An 18,689-nucleotide genomic window follows, 5' to 3' on the forward strand; every position below is an offset into this window, starting at 1 on the left:
CTCCGGTCCGGCGGGTGGGCGCTCGCCGGGGGTGGAGCGGCCCGGTGACCAGTGGGACCGTCGGGTCGCCTCCGGGCTGGCGTTCCTGCGCCGCCGCCTGTCCGGCCAGTACGAGGTGGACGAGTTCGGCTTCGACCCGGAGCTGACCGGGACGGTCTTCCACCCGCTGCTGCGGCTGCTCTACCGCGACTGGTTCCGTACCGAGGTCACCGGCCTGGAACACGTACCCGCAGACGGCGCCGGCCTGGTGGTCGGCAACCACTCCGGCACGGTAGCCCTGGACGCGCTGATCCTCTCCGCGGCCCTGCACGACCAGCATCCCGCCCACCGCTACCTGCGGCTGCTCGGCGCGGACCTGGTCTTCCGGATGCCCGTCGTCTCCGAGTTGGCCCGCAAGACCGGCGGTACGGTCGCCTGCAACCCGGACGCCGAGCGGCTGCTCGGCAACGGGGAGCTGGTGGGCGTCTTCCCGGAGGGGTTCAAGGGCATCGGCAAGCTCTACTCCGACCGCTACAAGCTGCAACGCTTCGGTCGGGGTGGTTTCGTCTCGGCGGCGTTGCGCACCGGCACCCCGATCGTCCCGGTCGCCATCGTCGGCGGCGAGGAGATCTATCCGATGCTCGCCGACATCAAGCCGCTGGCCCGGCTGCTCAAGCTGCCCTACTTCCCGGTCACCCCGACGTTCCCGTTGCTGGGGCCGCTGGGCATGGTGCCGCTGCCGAGCAAGTGGCTGATCGAGTTCTGCCCGCCGATCCCGACCGCGCACCTGACCGACTCGGCCGACGACCCGCTGGTCGTGTTCAACCTCGCCGACCAGGTCCGGGAGACCATCCAGCAGACCCTGCACCAGCTCCTGGAACGCCGCCCCGACCCGTTCGGACCCTGACCGCTCCCCGGAGCCCGGGCGACGCGGTGGCCCGGGTCAGGCCGGGCGGCGGCGTCGGTGCAGTGCCCGACCGGCGGAGACCGCGCCGGCCAGCAACCCGAGCGCGGCCGTCGACGGTACGGCGATCCGCGCGGCCCGGCGACCGGTGCGGAAGTCCCGCACCTCCCAGCCCCGTTCCCGGGCCACCCGCAGCAACGCGCCGTCCGGGTTGACCGCCACCGCGCGTCCCACCGTGGTGAGCATCGGCAGGTCGTTGCTGGAGTCGCTGTAGGCGGTGCAGCGGGGCAGGTCGAGCCCTTCGACCATGGCGAGCTGGGTGACCGCCTCGGCCTTGGCCGGCCCGTGCATCAGCTCGCCCACCAGCCGACCGGTGTACGCCCCGTCGACCACCTCGGCGACGGTGCCGATCGCGCCGGTCAGGCCGAGTCGGGCGGCGATCACCCGGCCGATCTCCACAGGCGCGGCGCTGACCAGCCAGACCCGCTGCCCGGCGTCGAGGTGCCGCTGGGCGAGCCGACGGGTGCCGGCCCAGATCCGGGGCGCCATCAACTCGTCGAAGATCTCCTCGGCGAGCCGTTCGACGTCACCGACCCGCCAGCCCTCGACGAAGGCGAGGGCGGCCTCCCGGGCCTGTGACATGTCGCCGGCGTGCTCGGTGGCCAGCACCCGGTACCGGGCCTGCTGCCAGGCGAACCGGGCCAGGTCGCCGGTGGTGAAGTAGCGGCGGGCGGCGAGCCCCCGGGCGAACCAGTAGATCGACGCGCCGCGCATCATCGTGTTGTCGACGTCGAAGAACGCGGCGGCGCGGGGGTCGGTCGGCGTGGGCCCGACGGCCGTCGCGTCCGCCCATCCGGTGGTGTGTCCGTGGGCGTCGGTGCTGACCGTGACCCTTCGGGTGCCGGCCATGGCGCCTCCCCTCCGACGAGCGACCCTTCATGATCGAGCCTAGTCCGGGCGCGGACCGTGGCCGGCCGGTCGGCACGGGAAGTGTGGCGTGCGGCTCCGTCGCCGGTCAGCGGTCGGTCGGGCAGGTGCCGGGCACCGGGCCGAGGGCGTCGCTGCCGACCGGGGCGGGCAGCGCGCAGGCGAGCGCGGTACGCAGCGCGTCGGAGCGCCGGCGGATGGCGTCGAGCAGGGCGAGGGACTGCCTGGTGCGTTCCCGTTCGGCGGAGCCGGCCCCGTCGAGCAGGCCGCCGACCGCCCGGCGCTGCCCGCTGACGAAGGTGTTCACCGCGTCCAGCGCCGCCGGATCGCCGTGCTGCACGGCACCGCCGGTGAGCAGTCGTACGCCCTGGCGGGTGTCGGCGTCCATGTCGTCGAGCACCGCGCCGAACCCGGTCGCGTCGTCGCGGAGCGTGGCCGCCTCGTCGAGCCGGGTCCGGGCGAAGTCGAGGAAGAGTTGCCCCCGGCTGACGTCCGAGCTGGCCAGGGCGAGCTGGGCGCGTTCGGTGGAGCGCTTCATGCCGTACAGGGCGTCGCCCGGTACCGCGTTCTCGCTGGCGGCCGAGATGCCGGAGACGGCGACCGCCCCGGCCGCGATGCCGACCAGGATCGCGCCCCGGGCGCGGGCCCGTCGGGCGGTCGCCCCGCCCAACAGGGAGCCCCGGCCGGTGGCCTGCGACGTGCCGTCGGTGACCGGTTCGGTGGCGTGCTCGCGTTCGGCGGCGGCCACCAGCATGGCCCGCAGGCCGGCGCGGAACTCGACGTCCACCCGGATGTCGGGTCGTTCGGCGACGAGTCGCTGCCCGACCGCCACGAGCCTGGTGAGCTGGTCGTCGGCGCGGGACCGGACGTGGTGGCGTCGGCCGCCGTTGGCCTCGTCGAGAAGCTGGGCGAAGCGTACGGCCCGACGACGGGAGAAAAGGTCGCTGTCCACCGCAGGCACCCCCTCTCGCTGGTCACGGCCGGTCGGCCGCGGTGGTCCACGCGACCGGCGGCGGCGTGCACCGTCGTACCAGGGTCGTGGTCGGCGGCGCTGCTCCGGACCGGGACGGGTCCGGGGTGCGCCGGACAACCACCGGCCGCACCCGGAGAAACGCTCCGTGCCGGGCCCCGGTTACGGGACGGTCGGGAGTGAAATCACGAAGAGTGATCGTCGCGGCAGGTCAGGGCTGGAAACCGTCCGGAAGCAGACGGGCCAACGCGCGGACCGCTCGGTACTGCAACGCCTTGATCGCTCCCTCGTTCTTGCCCATCGCGCGGGCGGTCTCGGCCACCGAGAGACCCTGGAGGAAGCGGAGCACGATGCACTCCTGCTGCTCCGGGTTGAGCCGGGTGACGGCGGTGAGCAGCGCGACGTTGGTGATGTGCTCGACCACCGCCGCCTCGGGGCTGCCCTCCGGGCCGCGGTCCTCCCGGTCGGCGTCGAGCACGTCACCGGTGGTCACCTCCAGCCGGTAGCGGCCGGACTTGAAGTGGTCGGCGACCAGGTTGCGGGCGATGGTGACCAGCCAGGCTCCGAGGTCGCGGCCCTGCCAGGTGAAGCTGCCGATCCGCTTGAGGGCGCGCAGGAAGGTGTCCGAGGTGAGGTCCTCGGCCAGCTGCCGGTTGCCGACCCGGAAGTAGACGAACCGGAAGACGGTGTCGACGTACCGGTCGTAGATGAGGCCGAACGCCTCGGCCTCGCCGGCCTGGGCCCGCTCCACCAGCGTCCAGACCTCGGTGGCCGGGTCGGACGGGTCGGGGCGGCTCGGGAAGCCGGTGGGGGAGGTGCCGGCGGGCGGCGTCGCGGTGGCGGGCGGTCCGGCGGCCGGGACCGTCGGCTGCCCCCCGGGTACGGCCGGGATCAGGGCGGTGTCGTCGGCGGGTACGGCCGGGATGACGGCGGTGTCGTCGGCCGGCACCACCGGTATCACGGCGGTCTCCCCGCCGGCGGGATCGGTGGTGGCGGGCGGCTCGCCGACCCGTCGGGTCTGCGTCGGCATGGGGGGGCGGGAGTGGGAGGCCACCCGGCCGGCCGGCGTGGCGTTGCCGCCGGGGGCGGCGGGCCGGGGGGCCGCCTCGTTGGGGTGCGGACGCTGGTGCGGCCGGCGGGGCGTCGCCTCCGGGCGGGCCGGGTCGAGCCGTTCGTTGACCGACGCCCGGGGCGTCGGCCCGGTCAGTCCGGTGGGATGATCCGGGTAGCCGAAGGCGGTCACCGGGCCTCCCCGCAGCGGGTCACGACCGTGACCGGACGGCGGCGGGCGGCCGCCGTGCCGGGTCTGCCCCGGACGGGCAGGGCCGTGTGGGGGGGTGCCGACGCGCGGCAGATCCCCTTGAGGTGCTGGTCCAATGCGCGCACAGGCACGGGGGCCTCCTCGGGCTGAGGGGTGTCGACTCACGGCAAATGGGGTGAGCCGACCCGAGTGATGATAGGGCCAACGTCACCCGCGTGTGCCAAGTCCGTTACACAGGGCCAAAGTATTTGCCCGGCCCGCCGACCCCTGGCGGACCGGTTGTCCGTCGTGGTCGGTTGACTTTCACGTCGCGACTTGTTCCTTGATGGAAATTGCAGCCCAGGGGGGTCGTGGAGGGTCACCGGCACCCCGCCCGGCCGGTCCGGCGACGGGGGCCCACGGGCCCGTCCGGCACCGCCCCGGGGGCGGTCGTGTCGGCCCCGTTCGGGTGGTCCCGGTCGACGCTGCGTGACGGTTCGGTGTGTGGGCCTGGCCGGGCGGTCGACGGCGTGCCAGACTCAGCCACCGCGCGACCGGCTCGGGCGTCCCGGGTGTGCCGCACCCGGGGACGGGCGAGACTGGGCGGGCGTGCCCGGCCCGCCGCCGGGCATCCGGCACCGGTGCGCGGCGGTCCGTCCACCGCGCGCATCCCCGTCGCGGCCGAGTCCGGCCGCCCTCACCCGGAGGTCCCGATGTCCACTGCCGCCCGGCTCGCCCTGATCACCCGCCCCGGTTGCCACCTGTGCGACGACGCCAAGGCCGCGCTGGAGCGGGTGGTGGCGGTCACCGGGGACCGGTGGGTGGAGAAGGACGTCACCGGCGACGTGGAGTTGGAGCGTGAGTACGGCGACCGGCTGCCGGTGGTGCTGCTCGACGGCAAAGAGCACGGCTACTGGCGGGTGGAGGAGGAGCGGTTGCTGCGCGACCTGACCACCCCCCAGCTCTAGGGTGGCGCGGATCACGCTGGGTCATCGAGCAAGCGCGATTGGTGAGAGAAGTCGGGATTGCGCAATAATCGCGCGGCGGCACCGCTGGCGTGCCCGATCGATCTTGTGAGATGGGGGAGCAGGTGCAGGGGGGCCGCGATTCAGCAAGATCGCGATTTGTGCACGTCTTCACAAGCGCCTACTCTGTAGTTTCGACGCGCCCTGCTAGCACGGCCGGCTCGCCCGGCCACCGGCGGGGGTCCCCCAACGGGCGGGCACCGGAGCCGGCCGAGGATCGCACCGCACGGAGTCTCATGAGTCAGCACCGTCACCCTGGCGCGCCCGGCCGCGCCGGTGCCGTACCGGCGCTCCCGGACCTCCCGGAGGCGACCGTCGCGCGGCTCCCCGAGTATCTTCGCGCCCTGCACAACCTTGCCGACGCCGGCCACGAGACGGTCTCCAGCGAGGGCCTGGCCGGGGCCGCCGGGGTCAACTCGGCCAAGCTCCGCAAGGACCTCTCCCACCTCGGCTCGTACGGCACCCGGGGGGTCGGCTACGACGTCGCCCTCTTGATCGACCAGATCGAGTTCGTGCTCGGGCTCACCCAGCGCCGGGCGGTCGCCCTGGTCGGGGTGGGTAATCTCGGTCACGCCCTGGCCGGCTACGACGGCTTCGCCAGCCGGGGTTTCCGGATCGCCGCCCTGTTCGACGCCGACGCGTCGCGGGTCGGCGAGATGATCAACGGGCTGGTCGTCCGGCACGTCGACGAGCTGCCCCGGGTCGCCGCCGAGGAGGCGATCTCGATCGGCGTGATCGCCACCCCCGCGCCGGCCGCCCAGGCGGTGGCCGAGCAGTTGGTCGCCGTCGGCGTCACGAGCATCCTCAACTTCGCGCCGTGCGTACTCTCGGTGCCGGACGGGGTCGACGTACGCAAGGTCGATCTCGCCATCGAGCTTCAGATCCTGTCCTTCCACGAGCACCGCAAGGCGTCGTTGACCGCGCTGCCCGCCGCCGGCGGCTCCGCCCTCACCGCCCTGCCCGGCGGGCTCGCGACCCCCGACACCCAGGAGGCGATCGGCACGTGAAGCTGCTCGTCGTCGGCGCGTCCTACCGCACCGCTCCCGTGGCCACGCTGGAGCAGCTTGCCGTCGCCCCCGCCGACCTCACCCGCACCCTGGACCGCCTGGTCGCCCAGCCGTACGTCGCCGAGGCGGTGCTCGTCTCCACCTGCAACCGGGTGGAGGTGTACGCCGCCGTGTCCGGTTTCCACGGCGGTCTCGGCGACGTCTGCGCCGTTCTCGCCGAGCAGGCCGGCGCGCCGCCCGCCGCCTTCGCCAGCCACCTCTACGTGCACTACGACTCGGCCGCCGTCGACCACGTGTTCCGGGTCGCCGCCGGGCTGGACTCCATGGTGGTCGGCGAGGCGCAGATCCTCGGCCAGCTCCGCGACGCCTACCACTGGGCCTCCGGCGCGGACACCGCCGGACGGCTGCTGCACGAGCTGATGCAGCAGGCGCTGCGGGTCGGCAAGCGGGCCCACGCCGAGACCGGCATCGACCGGGCCGGGCAGAGCGTCGTCACGGCCGCCCTGGACCTCACCGCCGAACTGCTCGACGGCGACCTCGCCGGCCGGCCGGCCCTGGTGGTCGGGGCCGGCGCGATGGGCGCGCTGAGCCTGGCGACGCTGTCCCGCCGGGCCGCCGGGCCGCTCACCGTCACCAACCGGGGGGCCGACCGGGCCGTCCGGCTGGCCGAGTCGTACGGGGCGAACGCCGTCCCGATCGCCGGACTCGTCCCCGCGCTCTCCACAGTGGACATCGTAGTGGCCGCCACCGCGGCCACCGAACCGGTCCTCACCGTCGACGTGGTGACCCGGGCGCTCGACCGCCGCGACCCCGACCGGGGGCCGCTGGTCCTGCTCGACCTCGCCGTGCCCCGCGACGTCGCACCCGAGGTGGCCGGGCTGCCCGGCGTCGAGGTGATCGACATCGACCGGATGGCCGCACTGCTCGCCGACGGCCCGGCCGCCGCCGACGCCGCCGAGGTGGGCCGGATCGTGGCCGCCGAGGTCGAGGCGTTCCTGAGCTGGCTGCGCGGGGCCGACGTGGCGCCCACCGTGGCCGCCCTGCGCGGACGCGCCGACGACGTGGTGACCGCCGAACTGCGCCGGCTCGCCCAGCGTCGCCCGGACTTCAGCGACGACCAGCGCGCCGAGGTGGCCCGCACGGTGCACCGGGTGGTGCAACGGCTGCTGCACCAGCCCACCGTCAAGGTCCGCCAGCTCGCCGCCGAACCGGGCGGTGACCAGTACGCCGCGCTGCTGCGCGAACTGTTCGACCTGGAGGTGCCGCAGACCTCCGGGGTCGACGCGGTGCCCGACGTGGTCCAGACCGTCGACGGCCGTGGTTCGTTCGGGGTGGCCGACGTGCCGGCGACCGACACCGACCAGCCGCCCACCGGAGGTGAGCGATGAGTACCCCCCTGCGCCTCGGCACCCGGGGCAGCGCCCTGGCGATGGCCCAGTCCGGCCACGTCGCCGAGGCGATCACCGCGGCGACCGGCCGCGCCGTCGAGCTGGTCGAGGTGGTCACCGCCGGGGACCGGTCGTCCGCGCCGGTGCAGCGCCTCGGCGTCGGCGTCTTCGTGTCGGCGCTGCGCGACGCGTTGACCGCCGGCACCATCGACCTGGCCGTGCACTCCTACAAGGACCTGCCGACCGCCGGGGCGAGCGGGCTGCACGTCGCGGCCGTGCCACCCCGGCAGGACCCGCGCGACGCGCTGGTCGCCACCGGTGGGCGTACCCTCGCCGAGCTGCCGCCGGGGGCCGTGGTCGGCACCGGCGCGCTGCGCCGCATCGCCCAGGTGCACGCCCTCGGCCTGCACCTGGAGGTCACCCCGATCCGGGGCAACGTCGACAGCCGGCTCGCCCGGGTGCTCGGCCCGGACGCCGACCTCGACGCCGTCGTCGTGGCACGGGCCGGGCTGGCCCGGCTCGGCCGCACCGACGTGATCACCGAAACGCTCGACCCGATGCTGATGCTGCCCGCGCCCGCCCAGGGCGCGCTGGCCGTGGAGTGCCGGGCCGACGACTCCGACCTGGTCGAGCTGCTCGCCGTGCTCGACCACGCACCGTCGCGGGCCGCAGTCGTCGCGGAACGCGCGTTGCTGGCCACCCTGGAGGCCGGGTGCTCCGCCCCGGTCGCCGCCTACGCCGAACTCGCCGAAGGCGACGCCGGTGATGAGATCTACCTGCGCGGGGCGGTGATCAGCCCGGACGGTTCGCGAGACATCCGGCTGTCCCGCACCGGAACGCCCGCCGACGCGGCGGAGATCGGCAAGGCACTCGCCGCCGAACTCCTCGAACTCGGCGCCGACTCGATCCTCGGCCACGAAGGAAGCACCGGCCCGGGGACCCAGCAATTTGGGAGCACAGAATGACCCGCACCCGTAAGCCCGTCGGCCGCATCGCGTTCGTCGGTGCCGGACCCGGTGACCCGGGCCTGCTGACCCGCCGGGCCCACGACGCCCTGGTCGACGCCGACCAGGTGGTGTACGACCGGGGAGTCCCCGAGACGCTGCTCGACGTGGTCCGGGCCCAGGCCCGGTCCGACGCCCAGTTCAGCCCCGCCGAGGGCGTGCCGGGCGACGTGGCGAAGATGCTCATCAGCGCGGCCCGCTCCGGGCTCAACGCGGTGCACCTGGTCGCCGGTGACCCGTTCGGCCACGACTCGGTGGTCAAGGAGGTGCAGGCGGTCGCGCGTACCGCCGCGCACTTCGAGGTGGTGCCGGGCGTCGGCCAGGCCGAGGGCGTCGCCACCTACGCCGGGGTGCCGCTGCCCGGGGTACGCACCGCCGCCGACGTGGAGGACGTCGGCGCGCTGGACTTCGACGCGCTCGCCGCGGCCGTCGCCCGGGGTTCGCTGGCCCTGGCGGTCGACGCCGGTGACCTGGCCGCCGTGCGGGACGGTCTGCTGGCCGCCGGGGTGGACGGCAGCACCGGGGTCGGGGTGACCGGCGACGGCACCGGCGAGACGCAGTACACCACCACGTCGAGCGTGGACTCGTTCGTCGCGGCGGCGCTGGGCTTCACCGGCCGGGTGGTGCTCACCGTCGGCGAGGGCGTCGGCCAGCGGGACCGGCTGAGCTGGTGGGAGAACCGCCCGCTGTACGGCTGGAAGGTGCTCGTCCCCCGGACGAAGGAGCAGGCCGGGGCGATGAGCGCCCGGCTGCGCGCGTACGGGGCGATCCCGTGCGAGGTGCCGACGATCGCGGTGGAGCCGCCGCGTACCCCGGCGCAGATGGAGCGGGCGGTCAAGGGGCTGGTCGACGGCCGGTACGCCTGGGTGATCTTCACCTCGGTCAACGCGGTCCGGGCGGTCTGGGAGAAGTTCGCCGAGCACGGTCTCGACGCCCGGCACTTCGGCGGCGTCAAGATCGCCTGCATCGGTGAGGCCACCGCCGACGCGGTGCGCGCCTTCGGCATCCAGCCGGAGCTGGTGCCCGACGGGGAGCAGTCCTCCGAGGGGCTGCTGGCCGAGTTCTCCCCGCACGACGAGATCCTCGACCCGGTCGGCCGGGTGCTGCTGCCCCGCGCCGACATCGCCACCGAGACGCTCGCCGCCGGGCTCACCGAGCGCGGCTGGGAGGTCGACGACGTGACCGCGTACCGGACGGTCCGGGCCGCCCCGCCGCCCGCCGAGATCCGCGACGCGATCAAGTCGGGCGGGTTCGACGCGGTGCTCTTCACGTCCTCCTCCACGGTGCGTAACCTCGTCGGTATCGCCGGGAAGCCGCACGCGCGTACCGTGGTTGCCGTCATCGGGCCCAAGACGGCGGAGACCGCGACGGAGTTCGGCCTGCGGGTCGACGTGCAGCCGCCGCACGCCTCGGTGCCCGACCTGGTCGAGGCGCTCGCCGCCTATGCCGTCGAACTGCGGGAGAAGCTCGCCGCCATGCCGGCGAAGCAGCGTCGGGGTTCGAAGGTGCAGGGGCCCACCGCGCTCAGGTTCCGCTAGCCGTACTGGGAGGCCCCTCATGCCGTACCCCGAGATCCGGCTCCGCCGGCTGCGTCGCAACGCGGCCGTGCGGCGGCTGGTCTCCGAGACCCGCGTCGACCCGGCCGAGCTGGTCGTGCCGATGTTCGTCAAGGAGGGGCTGACCGAGCCACGGGCCATCGCGTCGCTGCCGGGGGTGCTCCAGCACTCCCGGGACTCGCTGCGCAAGGCGGCCGTGGAGGCGGTCCAGGCCGGGGTCGGCGGGATCATGCTGTTCGGGGTGCCCGAACGGCGCGACCCGACCGGCTCCGGCGGCATCGACCCGGCCGGCATCCTCAACGTCGCCATCCGCGACGTGGTGGCCGAGGTCGGCGACGCCACCGTGGTGATGAGTGACCTGTGTCTCGACGAGTTCACCTCGCACGGGCACTGCGGACTGCTCACCCCCGAGGGCGGGGTGGACAACGACGCGACCCTGGCCGCGTACGCCGAGATGGCGGTGGCGCAGGCGGACGCCGGGGTCGGCATGGTCGGCCCGTCCGGGATGATGGACGGCCAGGTGGGCGTGGTCCGCCGGGCCCTCGACGCCGCCGGCCACGCCGACGTGGCGGTGCTGGCGTACGCGGCGAAGTACGCCTCCGCCTTCTACGGCCCGTTCCGCGACGCCGTCGAGTCGGCGCTCGACGGCGACCGGCGCACCTACCAGCAGGACCCGGCGAACCTGCGGGAGTCCCTGCGCGAGGTCGAGCTGGACGTGGCCGAGGGTGCCGACCTGGTGATGGTGAAACCGGCCCTGCCCTACCTCGACGTGGTGGCGGCGGTCCGGGCCGCCGTGGACGTCCCGGTCGCCGCCTACCAGGTCTCCGGCGAGTACGCGATGGTCGAGGCGGCTGCCGCGAACGGGTGGATCGACCGCGAGCGGGTGATGCTGGAGACGCTCACCTCGATCCGTCGGGCCGGCGCGCAGGTCATCCTCACCTACTGGGCGGTCGAGGCCGCCGCTCTGCTGCGCCAGCGCTACTGACCCGGACGCGCTGCCCGCCCTCGGGGCCGCAGCCCGTCCTGAGCGCTGTCACCGGCCCTCGTTCGCGCCACCCGCCCCGGGGGCGTCACCGTCATCCGTCACCGGCGTTCGCCGCCGCTGGTGGCCGCTGCCACCGGACGGGCTGCTGGTTGGGCTGCCACCGGTTGGGCTGCTGCTGGTTGGGCTGCCACCGGTCGGGCTGACCCTCGACCGCGTCGTCCGCCGCCCGGCTTCCGGCACAGGGTGGGCTGGCTCTTGGCCGCCTGCCCGGTCCCGGCACGGGGCGGCTGCCCCCTTACCGCCTCGCCCGCCTGCCTGGTTCCGGCACGGGATGGCTGCCCTCCACCGTCTCGTCTGCCTGCCCCGTTCCGGCACGGGGTGGCTGGCCCTCATCGGCGTCGCCCGCCCGGTTTCGACACGGCTTCGGTTACTGTCCGCATTTGATCGCCCGTCCACCCCTACCCTCCCTCGCACACTTTGCTCTGCTGCCCTCCACGCGACGCTTGCTCTGGGTGTCCGTCGCGGATGGGGCAGCAGAGCAAAGCGTCGGTATGGGGGTGGGGTCTGGTCGGCGATGAAATCCTATTGCCGCAGGTGGGGCGGATTTCGCGGATCTTGAAGGCGTCGGTGAGGTCGACCACCGGGTTACTCCTAGTGACTGAAGCGGTCCGGGCGGCAGAGTCACTTTCTGTAGTCGAGATGGTCGGTCGTTGAGGGAGGGTTTTCCACAGGTGGCGGCGTTGTCCACAGGTGGCGTGGGCGGGGTTGCGACGGTGCCCGGCCGGGCGCGACGGTGGCGACATGACCGACTCCGTCCCGCCGCACGGACCCGCCGCCCATCCCACCCCTGCCGCTCATGCGCCCCCTGCCGCTCATGCGCCCCCAGCCGTCTATGCCACCCCGGCTGCTCATGCCGCCCCGGACGTCGGTTCTGTTCCGGCTTCCGGGGCCATTCCGGGGTCGGCCTGCGGCCCGGCCTCTGGGCCTGATGCGTCCGGGGACGCGCCTGAGGCGTCCAGGGACGCGCCTGAGGCGTTCGGGGGCGCGCCGGGTCGTGCGGGGGACGAGGGGCGGTCGGCGGGGCGATGGGAGGACGAGCCGCCGACCTTCCTCAGCAAGCCGTACGAGCTGCCCTGGCCGGCGGCCGGCATCGTGCGGGCGGTGCGGCGGCGCGCCGACGCGAGTCAACGGGAACTGGCGCGCTGGGCGGGGGTGCACCACGGCACGGTGGGGCGGATCGAGGCGGGTGCGCTCACCCCGAGCATCGCCCTGCTGCGCCGGATCATCGCGGCGGCCGGTTTCCGGCTGGCCGTGGTCGACGAGTTCGGTCGGGTGCTCACCCCGATGCGGGACCGCGACGACATCCGCGACGGTGCCGGCCGCCGCTACCCGTCACACCTGGACACCATCCTCGACCCGGAACCGGGTGAGTGGTGGGCGGACGTCTACGGGCTCGCCCGGCCACCCGAGACGTTCTACCGCAACCGGGCCTACCGGGACGCGATGCGCCGCCGGAGCCAGTGGGAGGTGCGGGTGGCGAAGTACCGCAACGTGCCACCGCCGCCCCGGGTGGTGCGCCCGCAACGGTGACGGCCCGCCGGACCGGCGGGAAGCCGGACCGACGGGCCGTCGGAGGTGCGCGACGCTCAGTCGTCGTCGGTGATGGTGCCGGTCGCCAGCAGGTCGGCGTACCGCAGGTTCAGCGGACCGGCCACCGCGAACGCGATCTTCTCGTCCGCCTCCCGCTTGCGGTCACCACGCACGGTCACCGGGAACGCCAGCGAGGTCTGCCCGGCGGGCAGCGTCCGGCAGCCGACGTACGGCTCGAAGTCCAGCACGACCGTCGCCGTCAGCCCCACCGTGGCGGCGCAGAGCGTGGTCGGCTGGGACAGCGGGCGGGACACGGTGACCTGGAACGTCATCGTGCTGGTGCCCCGGTCACCCTCCACCACGGTGGCGTCGGCCACCCGCAGCGACGGCTGGCTGCGGAACCGGGCCACCTGCGGGTCGTGGTCGCTGGCCCCCCGGGTGCCGTCCCCGGTGAACTCCGCCGGCCAGTCCGCGTTGACGTGCGCGGCCCGGATCTGCACCAGGTCGGCATGCAGCGCGTCGTTGACGAACAGGTTGTCCAACGTCTGCGCCGACCCCTGGAAGCTGTACGAGTACGCCGCCGACGGCACGTCGGCCACCAGGTCGTCCCAGAGGTTGCGCAGGCCGGCCCGGTAGAGCGGTCCGAGCTGGTCCGACGGGGTCGGGTTCGCGCCGGTCGCGATCGGGTCGTCCGGGCGGGGGAAGACGTTCAGGTCCCCGCCGTACACCACCCGGGCGTCCGGGTCGGCCGCCTCGATCGCGGTGACGATCGCGGCCCCGTACGCGGCCTGCTCGGTGCGCTGCCCGACCCGGCTGTCCGGCCCCGACGAGTAGTGGTTGCTCAGCGCGTACAGCAGGTAGGACTCCGACCCGCCGGGCGTCGCCTTCACCACGAACTTGCCCAGCTGCGGGGCCCGGGTGAAGACGTTGTTGCCGTCCTTGCCGGTCGAGGTGTCGGTGTCGGCCGGCAGCACCGCGTTGAGCGCCTTCGGGTTCTGCACGTCCGCGTTGGACGCCAGCCCCGCCGACCGGTACTGCACCGTGGGCGCGGAACCCAGCAGCGGATCGGTGGCGCTCGCCCCGGCCAGCGACAACCGGTCGGTGCGGTACAGGAACGCCGAGGTGATGCCCCGGGCGTCCGCGCCGGTGCGGTCGTACGCCGCCGTGTAGGCGGGACCACCGGCGGCCCGGATCGCCAGCGCCAGGTCCTGGAGGGTGTCCGGCGCGCCGTCGGCGTTGTCGGTGGTGCCGCAGACCAGGCTGCCGCCGGAGACCGAGCAGATGTCCTGGTCCTCGGCCTCCTGCACCAGGATCAGATCCGGGGCGTGCAGGTCGGTGCGGATCTGCGCGGCCAACTCGGACAGGTGCTCCCGGTAGTCGGCCTCGCCCGCCGGCACGTAGTCGAACGGCGGGGACACCCCCGGGCAGCCCGCGTTGCCGGTGAAGTCGCAGCCGTCGAACGGGTCGTCGCGGAAGTCGTACAGGTTCTCCACGTTGTAGGTCGCCACCGCGACCTCCCGGGCCCGGTCCGCCGGACGCGGCGGGTTGTTCGCCGCCGGATCCACCCCGGCGGTCAGGGCCAGCGACTCCGGCTGCACGCTGAACTTGCTGAAGCCGTACGACACCGCGCCGAACGCGTCGGCGGTGAGGGTGTCGAAGGTACGCGCCGGCGGGAGCAGCGCCGTCGAGTCACCGGCGGTGGCCTTCACGCCGCCCCCACCGAGCAGGATGCGCTGCCCGTTGCCGTTGTCGAAGAGCTGCCCCGGCACGTCGTCCAGCGGGTGGGTGTCCCGGAAGACCCGGCGGGCGTACGGGTCGGCCCGCTTCAGCAGCGGATCCGCCCGGTCCACCACCCACACCTCGGAGTCGGCGGTGGAGCCGAACACGTCCCGGGGGCCGGTGACGCCGGAGCCGCTGCGGACCCGCAGCCGGGCCCCCTCGTGCCGCTCCCAGAACCGGTCGGCCGCCGCCGCGTCGGCCGGCGGGACCGCGTCGTCCACGGTCACGGCGGTGTTCACGTCGAGCCCGGTGTCGAGCCGGCGGACCAGCGAGGCACCGGAGAGCTGGGTCTGGTCGAAATACTCCGACACCCGGCCGCGCAGCACCACCTCGTCGCCGACGGTCGGCGCGTAGCCACCGATCAGCGTGGTGAACGCGCCCATGAAGACGAAGATCCCGTCCGAGCTGAGCGGGTCGCCGTCCTCGGTGCCGGTGCGGCTCTGCAGGTAGAAGCCGTACTGGTCGGCGCCGGCCGAGGTGCGGGTCAGCGACTTCTGGGTGATCACGCCCCGCACGTCGTACAGCAGCGGGCTGGTGCCGGTGCCGGAGGGCGGGGCGAGCGGCGAACGGTCGGTGCGCGGGTTCTCGTCGTCGCGGGTCGGGCCCTGCACCTGGCCCACCGACAGCACCCCGTTGGCCTGCACGGTGAGCGGGCAGGTTGCGGTGCCGCCGTCGGCGTCCGTCGCGGTCACGGTGACCGTGTACGTGCCGGCGGGCAGGCCGGTGGCGGTGACCGTCGCGGTCGCCGTGCCACCCGGCGCGGTCGCCGGGGTGAACGCGGTACGGCTGATCGAACCGCCCGCCGGGGCCGGGGTGACCGCGGTGACCGCCAGGTCGACGATCGTGTCGTCCGGGTCGGTGCCGGTGACCTGCCGGGTGCCTGTCGCGCCGGCCTCGATGGTCAGCGTCCCGCCGCAGGTCAGCACGGCCGGCTGGTCGACCGGGCCGCCGCCGTCGAGGGTGTGCGCGCCCAACCCGTCGAAGGTGTCGGTGGCGTAGCCGGCCCACTGGGTGGCCGGGTCGAACGCGTCGGACGGGTCGGTGTCCCCGCTGGACACCGACGGCAGCCGGCGCAGCGTGTTGTCGGCGGTGCTGGTCAGCCCGCTGCCCCACTCGGTGCCCGGGTCGACGCCGACCTGCCCGATCGCGTCGAGCACGACGGCACCCCGACGCAACACGATCGCGTCGTCGCCGTTGAACAGGCTGGCGCCGGTGGTCTGGTCGGCCTGGGCGAGGATCGCCGGGCCGGCCGACGCGGCGGCGAAGACGAAGACGTCCCCGGCTGCGACGGTGCCGGTGAGGGCGATCGTGGTGGCCGTGGTGGACCCGTTGAAATAGAGCTGGAGCTGGTAGCCGCCGGCGGTCAGGTCGATCGCCGCGCCGGTGCCGTTGTACAGCTCGATCGCCTTGTTGTTGGACGAGCCTTCGACGTACTCGGAGATGAACAGGTCGGTGGGCGCGGCGGTGGCCGCGGTGGGAGCGACGCCGAGCACCGGTACGGCGACGACGGCGACGGTGGCGAGCGCGGCGAATCTGCGGCGCAGGCGCATGGGGCCTCCACGATGGGTGGACGGGAACCAACGCACGTTAAGGTGCGTCGCTGTCCGCCGTCCATCCCCCCGGAGGCGATGTGGTGAATTCGCGACAGTGCCGCCCAGCGCCTCCGATCGGACGCCGCCGGCCGCCCTGCTCAGCGGTGGGTGTCGAGCCGGTGCACCAGCTCGGCGACGTCCACGCTGTACTCGCACCAGTCCCGGTCGGGCTGGTAGCCCAGCTCGGCGTTGACCTTGAGCATCGCCTCGTTGGCCTGGGCGTTCCAGGTCTGCACCTCGGTCAGCTCCGGCTCGGCGGACCGCAGCTCCAGCAGCATCCGCGCCTTGATCGCCCGGTCGATGCCGTAGCCCTGGTGGTCACGCACCACGATGGTGTCGTACTGGTCGGCGCGGGTGGGGTGCTGGACCGGCACCACCACCTCGGTCAGGCCGGCCACCGTGCCGGTGCGCTCGTGCAGGGCGAGCACGATGTACGGCTTCATGCCCCGCCGGTGCAGCGTGTCGAGGCTGTCCCGCAGCCGCTGCGGATCGTACGAGCTGGGGCGCAGTTCGCCGTCCTCGACGTCGCGGACCTCGGCCTTCGCCCGCGCGTACGCCTCGATCAGGTCGTCGGACGGCCCGCCCGGGTAGAACTCCAGGTGGTAGCCCGGGTCGACGGCGGCGGCCATCTCGGTCAGCGCCGTCCAGTCGACCGTGCCGAGGTCGAGCACGCTGCGGGTCTCGACGTACTCCCGGGTGAAGCCCAGCGACGAGTAGAACCCGATCGCCGGGGTGTCGCCGACCACCTCGACGCCGATGGACCGGAAGCCCTCCTGGTAGACCCGGCGGGCGGCGGTCAGCACCAGTTCCCGGCCCAGCCCGCTGCGGCGTACCGCCGGGTGCACCAGCACCTCCAGCACGCCGATGTCACCGAGCAGCAGCACGTGTACGTGCCCGATGATCGGGGCGGGACCCCCACCGGGCGGCGGATCGGCGTGGGCCACCCAGGAGATGCGTCGTTCGCCGGGCATCACCTCGGAGAGGTACTCCCGCAGCGAATCCTCCCGCCACGGCGGGTCCTGCGGGAGGTCGGCCGCGAGAACCGCGTTCAGCGTGTCCAGCACGGAGCCGATCTCGGCGGACGACGCGGTCCGGGGGTCCCATTCGCGCACCATCACGTGTCTAGCTTGCCGTCAACGGCTCTTCGGGGGAAGTGTCCGGTCCGGCAATGTATGCGAACGATCACCTCACGTACGGCTTGCGCTCCCGTACTCCTGGGCCTTGTCGAAGACGGCCTGCGCGTAGCGGCGCACGTCGTTGTAGGAGAGGATGGCGCCCCACCAGTCACCGGGGATGGTCATGTTCCGGCCGCCCTGGCACAGGTAGTTACCGGCGGCGAGGGCGGCGTCGTCCAGGTCGTGCGGGTCCTTACGGCCGTCGTTGTCGGCGTCCGCGCCGACCTGCTGCCAGGTGGTCGGGATGAACTGCATCGGCCCGATGGCCCGGTCGTAGACGGTGTCCCGGTCGAACAGCCCCCCGTCGGTGTCGCGGATCAGGGACCGCCCGCCCTTGCCGTCGAGCGGATCACCGATGATCTCCGGTACGGCCCTGCCGTCCGGCCCGAGGGTCGCGCCGTTGGCCTGCCCGTGCCGGGACTCCACGTAGCCGATCGCGGCCAGCGTGGTCCAGCTCAGCTGGCAGCTCCGGTTCGTCTGGGCGAGCACCAGCTCGGCGTAGCCGTACGCCTGCATGGCGACCGGGGAGACGCCCACCTTGCTGCCCACGACCCGGGCCCAGTCGCCCAGCGCGTCGGCGGGCCGGCCGGCGGCGGGCGGTACGGCCGGTCCGCTCGGCACGGCCCCGGCCGACGGAAAGCCGCCCAGCGGCAGGGTGGGGGCGGCGTTACCCGGGAACACCGGCACCCCGGTGGTCGCCCCGGCCGACGGGACCCCGGGGCCGGCGCTGGCGCTGTCGTCCACGGCGACCGGTCGGGGTGCCCGGACCGCGCCCGGCACCACCACCGCACCGACCGCGGCGGTCGCCGCGACCAGCGCGAACAGGAACAGGCCGGGGAGGGTCAACCGGCCGCTGGGGCGGCGTGACCAGGCCCGGGTGGCCCGGGTCGCGGCCCCCATCGCCTGCCGGGGCGGCGGCAGCCGGACGGCGTGCGCGAACGGCACCCGTCGTCGCCGACCGATCTTCGCCCCGGTCGCGGCGCTGCCGCCCGTGCCGCTCTCCCCGGTCCCGTCGCTTTCCCCGGTCCCGTCGGTCTTCGCGGCCGGCTCGGTCTTCGCGGCCGGCTCGGTCTTCGCGGCCGGCTCGGTCTTCTCCGCGGCTTCGGCTTTCGCGGCCGGCCCGGTCTTCGCCGCGGCTTCGGTCTCCGCGGCCGGCTCGGAAGCCTCCCCGTCGTCGGTCTTCGCGGTCCCGTCGGTCTTCGCGGCGGGTCCGGCGGCCGGCTCGGCGGGCTTGGTCCCTTGGCCCGGGGCGGCCTGCTCGGCGGGCCCGGTCCCGCCGTCCTGGGCGGCCGGAGCGTCGGACCCGGGACGGGCGTCCGTCCCGGCGGCCGGCTCAGGAACAGCGGCCGGCTCAGGAGCAGCGGCGGGGCCGTCGCCGGCCGGGACGGCCGGCAGGGTGAGGGCGTCGTGGCGGGGACGGCGGGGGCGGGGGAGCCAGCCGCGTCGTGGAGCGGGGGGCACATCCTCGGGTGGGGTCGCTGCGCGCAGGGGCCGTTCCGTCGAATCTTCGCCGCTCACCACCGTTTGAGTATCACCCATGTCGGCCAGGGAGTCAGGTCCGGCCGTAG

13 protein-coding genes and 1 pseudogene are annotated in these 18,689 nt (G+C 74.1%); 8 read left to right on the forward strand and 6 right to left on the reverse strand.

Annotated elements, in window-relative coordinates; all coding sequences use genetic code 11:
- Positions 1-31 precede the first annotated feature (31 nt).
- Positions 32-886, forward strand: coding sequence for a lysophospholipid acyltransferase family protein (locus tag JQX11_RS10340; protein WP_204925012.1), 855 nt, complete (start codon positions 32-34; stop codon positions 884-886).
- 36 nt (positions 887-922) lie between these two features.
- Here the strand turns inward: JQX11_RS10340 and JQX11_RS10345 are convergent, their stop codons facing one another.
- The 3 genes and pseudogenes from JQX11_RS10345 to JQX11_RS10355 all read right to left on the reverse strand — a co-directional run.
- The gene (locus JQX11_RS10345; protein WP_204924772.1) at positions 923-1,792 is read right to left on the reverse strand and encodes an HAD family hydrolase; all 870 of its coding nucleotides are present in this window, start codon (positions 1,790-1,792) and stop codon (positions 923-925) included.
- A 106-nt stretch (positions 1,793-1,898) separates the two neighbouring features.
- Entirely contained in the window at positions 1,899-2,762 is an 864-nt protein-coding gene (locus JQX11_RS10350; protein ID WP_204924773.1) for a DUF5667 domain-containing protein, read from the reverse strand.
- A gap of 229 nt (positions 2,763-2,991) precedes the next feature.
- Positions 2,992-3,837, reverse strand: a pseudogene (locus tag JQX11_RS10355) (ECF subfamily RNA polymerase sigma factor, BldN family); the annotation flags it as partial.
- A gap of 896 nt (positions 3,838-4,733) precedes the next feature.
- Here JQX11_RS10355 and JQX11_RS10360 point away from each other — a divergent pair.
- From JQX11_RS10360 to JQX11_RS32285, 7 genes are all read left to right on the forward strand, one after another.
- Positions 4,734-4,988 carry a glutaredoxin family protein gene (locus JQX11_RS10360; protein ID WP_204924775.1) on the forward strand — a complete coding sequence of 85 codons (255 nt, stop codon included), beginning with the start codon at positions 4,734-4,736 and terminating at the stop codon, positions 4,986-4,988.
- Positions 4,989-5,281: 293 nt separating this feature from the next.
- On the forward strand, positions 5,282-6,052 hold the full coding sequence (locus JQX11_RS10365) for a redox-sensing transcriptional repressor Rex (protein WP_145921832.1): 771 nt from the start codon (positions 5,282-5,284) through the stop codon (positions 6,050-6,052).
- Positions 6,049-7,440 (forward strand): glutamyl-tRNA reductase, encoded by a 1,392-nt coding sequence (locus JQX11_RS10370; RefSeq protein WP_204924776.1) that lies wholly within the window; start codon positions 6,049-6,051, stop codon positions 7,438-7,440. Before JQX11_RS10365 ends, JQX11_RS10370 begins: the two co-directional genes overlap by 4 nt.
- Positions 7,437-8,405, forward strand: a complete 969-nt coding sequence (gene hemC / locus JQX11_RS10375; RefSeq protein ID WP_204924777.1) for a hydroxymethylbilane synthase — start codon at positions 7,437-7,439, stop codon at positions 8,403-8,405. Before JQX11_RS10370 ends, hemC begins: the two co-directional genes overlap by 4 nt.
- On the forward strand, positions 8,402-9,982 hold the full coding sequence (locus JQX11_RS10380; protein ID WP_204924778.1) for a bifunctional uroporphyrinogen-III C-methyltransferase/uroporphyrinogen-III synthase: 1,581 nt from the start codon (positions 8,402-8,404) through the stop codon (positions 9,980-9,982). Before hemC ends, JQX11_RS10380 begins: the two co-directional genes overlap by 4 nt.
- A 19-nt stretch (positions 9,983-10,001) precedes the next feature.
- Positions 10,002-10,985 carry a porphobilinogen synthase gene (hemB, locus tag JQX11_RS10385; RefSeq protein WP_204924779.1) on the forward strand — a complete coding sequence of 328 codons (984 nt, stop codon included), beginning with the start codon at positions 10,002-10,004 and terminating at the stop codon, positions 10,983-10,985.
- Positions 10,986-12,146: 1,161 nt separating this feature from the next.
- The gene (locus tag JQX11_RS32285) at positions 12,147-12,575 is read left to right on the forward strand and encodes a helix-turn-helix transcriptional regulator (protein ID WP_307826141.1); all 429 of its coding nucleotides are present in this window, start codon (positions 12,147-12,149) and stop codon (positions 12,573-12,575) included.
- A gap of 56 nt (positions 12,576-12,631) precedes the next feature.
- On the opposite strand, the gene JQX11_RS10395 is transcribed toward JQX11_RS32285, so the two are convergent.
- The 3 genes from JQX11_RS10395 to JQX11_RS10405 all read right to left on the reverse strand — a co-directional run bounded on the left by JQX11_RS10395 (position 12,632) and on the right by JQX11_RS10405 (position 18,516).
- Positions 12,632-15,904 (reverse strand): lamin tail domain-containing protein, encoded by a 3,273-nt coding sequence (locus JQX11_RS10395; RefSeq protein ID WP_204924781.1) that lies wholly within the window; start codon positions 15,902-15,904, stop codon positions 12,632-12,634.
- 140 nt (positions 15,905-16,044) lie between these two features.
- Complete coding sequence (locus JQX11_RS10400; protein ID WP_204925013.1) at positions 16,045-17,061, reverse strand: GNAT family N-acetyltransferase; 1,017 nt, start codon at positions 17,059-17,061, stop codon at positions 16,045-16,047.
- Between the two features lie 72 nt (positions 17,062-17,133).
- The gene (locus tag JQX11_RS10405; protein ID WP_443673939.1) at positions 17,134-18,516 is read right to left on the reverse strand and encodes a lytic transglycosylase domain-containing protein; all 1,383 of its coding nucleotides are present in this window, start codon (positions 18,514-18,516) and stop codon (positions 17,134-17,136) included.
- Between the last annotated feature and the right edge of the window lie 173 nt (positions 18,517-18,689).

Origin of the sequence: Micromonospora humida, assembly GCF_016901255.1 — a bacterium.
GTDB classification, from domain to species: Bacteria; Actinomycetota; Actinomycetes; order Mycobacteriales; family Micromonosporaceae; genus Micromonospora; species Micromonospora wenchangensis.